This is a genomic window from Nocardioides sp. NPDC127503 (assembly GCF_040302165.1).
GTDB lineage: Bacteria > Actinomycetota > Actinomycetes > Propionibacteriales > Nocardioidaceae > Nocardioides.
Map to the genome: position 1 here is coordinate 327450 of NZ_JBEORH010000007.1, position 6900 is coordinate 334349.

General features: G+C 70.1%; 6 protein-coding genes. 4 read left to right on the top strand and 2 right to left on the bottom strand.

The window, feature by feature from the left end; all coding sequences use genetic code 11:
* Positions 1-52 precede the first annotated feature (52 nt).
* Positions 53-781: a phosphatase PAP2 family protein gene (locus tag ABTW65_RS18210; protein ID WP_350662564.1), complete on the top strand. Its 729-nt coding sequence runs from the start codon at positions 53-55 to the stop codon at positions 779-781.
* Here ABTW65_RS18210 and recQ read toward each other — a convergent pair.
* Positions 778-2592, bottom strand: a complete 1815-nt coding sequence (gene recQ / locus ABTW65_RS18215; RefSeq protein ID WP_350662566.1) for a DNA helicase RecQ — start codon at positions 2590-2592, stop codon at positions 778-780. The two genes, ABTW65_RS18210 and recQ, sit on opposite strands and share 4 nt — an antisense overlap.
* A gap of 41 nt (positions 2593-2633) precedes the next feature.
* Positions 2634-5114 (bottom strand): MMPL family transporter, encoded by a 2481-nt coding sequence (locus ABTW65_RS18220; RefSeq protein ID WP_350662568.1) that lies wholly within the window; start codon positions 5112-5114, stop codon positions 2634-2636.
* Between the two features lie 137 nt (positions 5115-5251).
* Here ABTW65_RS18220 and ABTW65_RS18225 point away from each other — a divergent pair, with 137 nt between their 5' ends.
* The 3 genes from ABTW65_RS18225 (at position 5252) to ABTW65_RS18235 (ending at position 6738) form a co-directional block, all read left to right on the top strand.
* Complete coding sequence (locus ABTW65_RS18225) at positions 5252-5830, top strand: TetR/AcrR family transcriptional regulator (RefSeq protein ID WP_350662570.1); 579 nt, start codon at positions 5252-5254, stop codon at positions 5828-5830.
* A gap of 61 nt (positions 5831-5891) precedes the next feature.
* Positions 5892-6350, top strand: coding sequence for a methyltransferase family protein (locus ABTW65_RS18230; protein WP_350662572.1), 459 nt, complete (start codon positions 5892-5894; stop codon positions 6348-6350).
* Positions 6343-6738: a VOC family protein gene (locus ABTW65_RS18235; RefSeq protein ID WP_350662574.1), complete on the top strand. Its 396-nt coding sequence runs from the start codon at positions 6343-6345 to the stop codon at positions 6736-6738. Before ABTW65_RS18230 ends, ABTW65_RS18235 begins: the two co-directional genes overlap by 8 nt.
* Positions 6739-6900: the final 162 nt, after the last annotated feature.

Consider the following 6900-nt stretch of genomic DNA (forward strand, 5'->3'; position numbering starts at 1 on the left):
AGCGAACCCGGCTTCGACGGCAGCGGCTCGGGGCATTTAGCGTCGGGTGACTGTGAACCGATCTCGGAGGCTCATATCGATATCCGCGCTGGGCGGGGCGCTGCTGCTCCTGACCGTCCTCGCCGCCGGACCGCTGCAGCATCTCGACACCCACGGCCATGAGTACTGGAGCCGGATGCTGCCGCCGCAGGTGCAGTACGTCCTCCAGCACGTCCTCGATCCGATCGCAGGCCAAGCGGTCTGTCTGCCGGTGCTGGTCACCGTCGCGGTCGTGGTGGCCCACCGGCGCCGCAGCTGGCGGCCGATCATCTGTGCGGTGGCAGCGGAGGCGGCGTTCTACGTGGGTGTCGGCGGCTCCAAGGTGCTGCTCGCGCGACCGGCGCCCACCGAGCAGGACGCGGAGTTCTTCGCCGGCGGGATCCTGAAGGACGGCTGGCACGGGATCAGCTATCCGTCCGGGCATGCTGCCGAGGCGGTCCTGGTCTACGGCACCGCCGTCTACCTGATCGCGCGCTACACCGCTGCCTCGCGGACCACGGTGCGGCTCCTCGCGGTCGGCGTCGGCCTGATCGCGCTGAACGCGGTCGCGGTCTCCTACACCCTCGGCTGGCACTGGGCCAGCGACCTCTTCGCTGGCTTGCTCACCGGTGGCCTGCTGCTGCGGCTGCTGGTCTGGTGGGACACCGAGGCGGCCGCCCGGGAACGTGAGGAGCAGACGCTGGCCGCGGAACGCCCGCTCGTGCCGGCCAGCTACGAGCGGACCGAGAAGCTCGCGGCCTAAAGAGCGGCGAGCACGCCGTCGGCGTACTTCTCCAGCTTCGCCTCGCCGATCCCGCTGATCGTGCCAAGCTCGTCGCGGCTGGCCGGCAGCCGGGTGGCGATCTCGCGGAGTGTCGCGTCGTGGAAGACGACGTAGGCAGGCACGCCCTGCTCCTTGGCGACCTCGCCGCGCCATGCCCGGAGCCGCTCGAAGACCTCGGCGGCCTCCGGCGAGAGGTCGGCGGCGGCCACCTTCGGCTTCCGTTCCCCGGAGCTGCGACGGGCCTGCCGCGGCGGCTCCTTGCGGAGCATCAGCTGCTGCTCCGAGCGGAGCACCGGCCCGGCGGCCTCAGCCACCGAGAAGACCCCGTAGCGGGGGTCGACGGCGAGCATCTCGCGGGCCAGGAGCTGTCGGATGACGGAGTGCCAGTCGCTCTCGGCGATGTCGGTGCCGATCCCGAAGACGGAGAGCTCGTGGTGGCGGAACTGGCGGACCTTCTCGGTCTCCTTGCCCCGCAGGATGTCGACGATCTGACCGGCCCCGAAGCGCTGCCCGTTGCGCTCGCGGTCGAGGCGGATGACGGTGGAGAGCACCTTCTGGGCGGGGACGGTGCCGTCCCAGGACTCCGGCGTGGCCAGGCAGGTGTCGCAGTTGCCGCACGGCTCGGCGGCCTGGCCGAAGTAGCGCAGCAGCTGCACCCGCCGGCAGTCAACGGTCTCGCACAGCGCCAGCATCGCGTTGAGATGCTGGCCGAGTCGGTGCTTGTGGGTCCGGTCGCCCTCGGAGGTCTCGATCATCTGCCGCTGCTGGACGACATCGGCCAGCCCGTAGGCCAGCCACGCGGTCGACGGCTGTCCGTCGCGCCCCGCGCGGCCGGTCTCCTGGTAGTAGCCCTCGACCGACTTGGGCAGGTCGAGATGGGCCACGAAGCGTACGTCCGGCTTGTCGATCCCCATCCCGAAGGCGATCGTGGCGACCATGACGATGCCGTCCTCGCGCAGGAAGCGGGACTGGTTCTGCGCGCGGGTCCTGGCGTCGAGACCTGCGTGGTAGGGGAGCGCGGGGATCCCGGCGCCGACCAGGGTCGCGGCGGTGCGCTCGACCGAGTTGCGCGAGAGGCAGTAGACGATGCCGGCCTCGCCGGGGTGCTCGGTGCGGATCAGGTCGAGGAGCTGCTTGGCCGGCTTGTCCTTCGGGGCGATCCGGTACTGGATGTTGGGCCGGTCGAAGGAGGCCACGAAGTGGCGGGCGTCCTCGAGGTTGAGCCGGGAGGCGATCTCGCGCCGGGTCTCCGCGGTGGCGGTCGCGGTCAGCGCGATCCGCGGCACCTCCGGCCAGCGCTCGTGCAGGTGGGAGAGCTGCAGGTAGTCGGGCCGGAAGTCGTGACCCCACTGGGAGACACAGTGGGCCTCGTCGATCGCGAAGAGCGAGATCTTGGCCTGGTCGAGCAGCCGCCCGGTCTCGGGAACCCGCAGCCGCTCCGGGGCCAGATAGAGCATGTCGAGCTCACCGGCGAGGAGCGCCTTCTCCACCTGCTGTCGCTCGTGGGGCATCTGGGTGGAGTTGAGGAAGCCGGCGCGCACGCCGAGCGCGGAGAGCGCGTCGACCTGGTCCTGCATCAGCGCGATCAGCGGCGAGATGACCACCCCGGTCCCAGGTCTCACCAGGGACGGGATCTGGTAGCACAGCGACTTCCCGCCACCGGTCGGCATCAGGACCAGCGCGTCGCCGCCGCCGGCGACGTGCCCGATGATCTCCGCCTGCTCGCCGCGGAACTCGTCGTAGCCGAAGACGCGGCGCAGTACATCCAGCTCCGGGTTCGTCTCACTCACGGGTGTGACCCTATCGGCCGCCACCGACGGTCACGGCCTCCTCAGACCGAGACCTTGTCCCGCTTGACCGTGGCCTCGCCGACAGCGGTGGCGCCATGGGCGCGCTCGAGCCCGGCACCCTCGACGTCCACGTTCGGCAGGATCCGGTCGAGCCACTTCGGCAGCCACCACGCGGAGCGACCGAGCAGGTGCATCAGCGCGGGCATCAGCAGCATCCGGACGATGAACGCGTCCAGCAGCACCCCGAGCGCGAGCCCGAAGCCCATCGAGCGGATCATCACCGACTCGGCGAAGATGAACCCGCCGAAGACGGAGACCATGATCAGGCCGGCCGCGATCACGACCGAACGCCCGGCACGGAAGCCCTGGGCGACGGCCACGCGGGCCGGGGCACCGTGGACGTACGCCTCCCGCATGCCGGAGGCGAGGAACAGCTGGTAGTCCATCGCCAGGCCGAAGAGGATCCCGACCAGCAGGATCGGCAGGAAGCTCAGGATGGGTCCGGTGCTGTCGATGCCGATCCACTCGGCGCCGATGCCCTTCTGGAAGACCGCGACCACGAGGCCGTACGTCGCCAGCAGCGAGAGCACGAAGCCACCGGTCGCGATGAGCGGGACCAGGATCGAGCGGAAGACCAGGATCAGGATCAGCAGCGAGAGGCCGACGACGACGCCGAGGTAGGGGAGAAGTACGTCGTTGAGCCCCTGTGACACGTCGATCGCGACCGCGGTGGCGCCGGCGACGCCGAGCGTGATGTCGCCGTTGACTGCCGGCATGTCCCGGATCGCGTTGACCAGCTCGTTGGTCGAGACGCTGTTGGGGCCCTCCTCGGGGACGACCTGGAAGGCCGCCGTGCGACCGTCCTCAGAGACCGCGGCCGGAGCCACGGCGCGTACGTCATCGAGGTCGGCCAGCGCCTTGGCGACCGTCAGCTGGGCCCGCTGGATGCCGGACTCGTTGAGGCCGTCGGGCAGCTCGGCGGCGACCAGCAGCGGGCCGTTGGCGCCGGCACCGAAGCTGTCCTCGGTGATCGTGTAGGCGGTCTTGGCCAGCGAGCCCTCGGGCTCGGAGCCACCGTCGGGCAGACCCAGGCGCATGTCGAGGGCGGGGACCGCGAGGGCGAGCAGGGCGACCACGGAGGCGACGACCGTGACCAGCGCGCGCCAGGTGGGCATCGGCTTCGCGTGGGCCTCGGCGGCGTCCTGCTTGGAGACCTTCTTCCGGGCGCGCTTGGAGACGATGCGGCCACCGACGAGGCTGAGGATGGCCGGGGTCAGGGTGATCGCGACCAGGACGGCGATCGCGACGCAGGCGGCGCCGACCGAGCCCATCAGGCCGAGGAACGGGATGCCGGTCATGTTGAGGGCGACCAGCGCGACGATGACGGTGGAGCCGGCGAAGACGACCGCCGTGCCGGCGGTGCCGTTGGCGAGCGCGATCGACTCCTTCACGTCGGAGCCGTGGAGCAGCTGCTTGCGGTGCCGGTTGAGGATGAAGAGCGAATAGTCGATGCCGACGGCCAGGCCGAGCATCAGGCCCAGGATCGGGGTCATCGAGGCCATCTGCACGACGCCGGAGAGGGAGAGCGCGCCGAGCGCACCGATGCCGACGCCGGTCAGCGCGGTGACCAGCGGGACGCCGGCACCGATGATCGTGCCGAGCATGACCAGGAGGACGATCGCGGCGACGCCGACGCCGACGATCTCACCGGGACCCATCGGGTTGGGCGCCTCCTGGGAGATGTCGGAGGAGACGCCGATCTCGACGCCGTCGATCGGGTTGTCGGTGAAGTGGTCGACCGTGGCCTTCTTGGTCTCCTCGGACATCTCCAGCCGGCCGACGGAGTAGGCGACGTTCGCCAGGGCGGCCGAACCGTCCGCCGAGACCATCCGGATCTCCTCGGAGAGCTCGAGCAGCTCGGCGCCGTTCTCGGCCTTGGCGGTGTTGGCCTCGAGGTCGGCGGCACTGTCGTCGAGCTTGGCCTGCTGCTTGTCGAGGGCGGCCTGCTGGGCATCGAGCTGGGTCGTCGGCATCCCGGCGGCCTGCAGCTGAGTGCGAGCCGAGTCGAGGTCGGCCTGGGCCTTGTCGAGCTTGGCCTGGGCGCTGTCGAGCTGGGCGCGGCCGGCCTCGAGCCTGGCCTGGCCCTCGGTGACCTTCTCGGCCTGGGCCGCGCGCTGGGCCTCGGTCTGGAACGGGTCGGTGACCGCGGCGACGTCGGGGAGGTCCTCGGCGCTGGTGATCAGCGCCCGGATCTCCTGCTTCTGGGTTGCGCTGAGCGGGGTGCCGTCCTCGGTCTGGAAGGCGATCGTGCCGGAGCCGCCGGCCAGGTCGGGCAGCCCCTTCTGGAGCTCGTCGACGACCTCGGACGAGGGCAGTCCGGGGATGTCGAAGCTGGTGGTGAGCTCGCCGGACCAGGCGACGTACGCCCCGGCGGCGCCGGACAGCGCGAGCACCCAGGCGAGGATCACCAGCCAGGCGCGGCGCGCGGCCGTCTTCCCCAATCGATACAACAGCTCCGCCATGGCGGCATCCCTCCGGTAATTCGCAACGGTGCGTCCAGTTAATCACCTGTACGCCTATGGACAAGGGCTGCTGAGCGAGTGATGTGTCACACCTGTGCCGTGGCCATGAGATGCCACGGGCTCTTAGGATGCCGTTCATGCCAGCGTCAGCAGGAGTGCGCCGTCGAGGTGCCGTACGCAGTGAAGAGGCTCGCATGGCGGTCCTCGACGCAACCGGCCGGCTCTTCGCCACCCAGGGCTATGACCACCTCACCATCGAGGGCATCGCTGCCGAGGCCGGTGTCTCCAAGCAGACGATCTACCGCTGGTGGTCCTCGAAGAGCGCGGTCGTCGCCGACGCCCTGATCGAGGACCTGCTGCTGCCGGACCACCCGGTCGTACCCGACACCGGGGACATCCGGGTCGACCTGATCGCCTGGATGCAGAGCCTCATCGACCTCGTCGCCCAGCCCGGCAACGACGGCCTCGTCCGCTCGCTCGTCGCGGCCGCCTGCGAGAACCCCGACATCGGCACCCGTCTCAACGACGCGCTCGGCATCACCGCCACCGTCTCCACCCGGATCGAGGCCGCCGTCGCGGCCGGCCAGCTGCCCGCCGACCTCCCGGTCAAGGAGTTCGTACGTGCCCTGGTCGGCGGGTTCGTGCTCTACTCCCTCGAGCGCACCGAGCCCGCTCCGGACGTCGCCGAGCGCCTGGTCCGCGCGCTGCTGCACTGAACGTCTCTTTACCCAAGAAAGAGGGGGTGCGGACCTTCGGGGCCGGGCTACGGTGGACCGCATGCCGAAGGTGCCGCCGCCCGTCTATGTCGCCGTGGGCCTGGCCGCCCAGCATCTGCTCGCTCGGGGTCGCCGACCGACCGTTGTACGTTCCGTCGCGGCGGGCCTTCTCGCGGCCGGCTCGGTCTACGTCGCGGGCGGTGCCGCCCGGGCGTTCAAGCACAAGGACACCACCTTCAACCCGCTCGAGCCTGAGGGCGCGACGGCCGTCGTCACCGACGGGCCATTCCGCTACACCCGCAACCCGATGTACGTCGGCATGGCCGGTCTCCTCACCGCCCACGCCGTCCTCCGCGGTGGCTGGCTTCCGCTCATCCCAGTCGCGGCCTTCGTCGCCGTCATCGACCGCACCCAGATCCCCGCGGAGGAGCACGCCCTGTCGTGGAGCTTCGGCGACGCGTACGACTCCTACCGGAGCACCACGCCCCGCTGGGTCGGCTGGGGTTCCGTCCGTGGCTGAGCTCCTCCACACGGTCCTCGACACCACCGACGTACGCCGCCTCGCCGAGTTCTACCGCCAGCTCCTCGGCCTGGTCTACCGGCCGGGCGACGAGGAGCCTGGGGACGACGACTGGCTTGTGCTCACCTGGCCCGACGGGCGTCGCGCTCTTGCGTTCAACCGGGTCGACGAGTCTGAGATGGCACCGTCAGACTGGCCTGCTCCTGGGGCGGTCAAGCACATGCATCTCGACACCGTCGTCGGTTCTGTCTCGGAGCTCGATGCTGAGCATGCTCGTGTGCTCGGGTTGGGGGCTTCGCTCCGGCTTGATCGGTCTGACGATCCGGATGAGCCGCTGCGTGCTTATGCGGATCCTGCTGGGCACATCTTTTGCATCTTTGTTGGGTGATCTTCTTCGGGGTTGGGGTGGGCCGCCGACCCGTTCTCTGATGGTCTTCTCGACGGTCCCCGGAGTCAAGGACGGCCTTCGGCCGCCGGCTTCGCCGGCCGCTTCGCGGTCCTTGACACCGGGGCCCGTCGAGAAAAGATTTGGCTGGCTATCGGGGCGGCG